Origin of the sequence: Mycobacterium sp. 1423905.2 (genome assembly GCF_001673155.1) — a bacterium.
Classification (GTDB): Bacteria; Actinomycetota; Actinomycetes; order Mycobacteriales; family Mycobacteriaceae; genus Mycobacterium.
The window spans coordinates 1-653 of the sequence record NZ_LZLE01000359.1; the positions used below are offsets into that span (position 1 = coordinate 1).

Annotated in this window: 1 protein-coding gene; it reads right to left on the reverse strand. The window is 59.9% G+C overall.

Features of this window, described 5'->3' with window-relative positions; genetic code table 11:
• Positions 1–117: 117 nt before the first annotated feature.
• Positions 118–369 (reverse strand): helix-turn-helix domain-containing protein, encoded by a 252-nt coding sequence (locus A9W95_RS24870; RefSeq protein ID WP_082983315.1) that lies wholly within the window; start codon positions 367–369, stop codon positions 118–120.
• Between the last annotated feature and the right edge of the window lie 284 nt (positions 370–653).

Here is a 653-nt window from a genome sequence, read left to right on the forward strand (position 1 = left end):
CCTGCGCGGCGCACATATCGCATAGTCCGTGGCTCGCGTATCGGGTCTTTGTGCGCTGCCATTCGGCGGCCTGGATGAGAGTCTCGGGTTCCGAACAGTACGGCATTACGCGACCCCTCATGCCGACCGTTTACGCAGCGGTGTGAACGGCATCGACTCAGCAGGCCGCTGCTCAAACTGCTTATCGAGCCAACCTTCAAGGTCGGCGACCCGGTAGCGAACCTTGCCCGCGATCACCGCCGAGCGTGGGCCGCGCCCCTTGGCGCGCCAGTCTTTAAGGGTGTTAATTGGGACGCCGCCGAGGATCTTCGACGCGGCGTCGTAGCCAACGATGTTGTCTTTGTAACCAGTGTGGGTAAAAGGGTCCACGGTCTTCCTAAAGGGTGCGCAGGGTCAACAGATACGCCCCGTTGGTCAGGCGGGACGCGGGACCGAGCTACGCCCATTTAGAGACCTCGGACAGCATTATACAGCGCTTGTCAAGGCAGTTCACCGAGGGTTAAAGGACGTGCTGACGGCGGTCAGCACAATATCCCTGTTGAGACATGTTTTCCCATGTCGGGCCGTGCTCACCCATTCGACGTTTCCCCAGCTCATCGGCCTAATACGCGTCTTCGATTCCCGGAAGCTCCACCAAAGAACGGGCCAGGAAT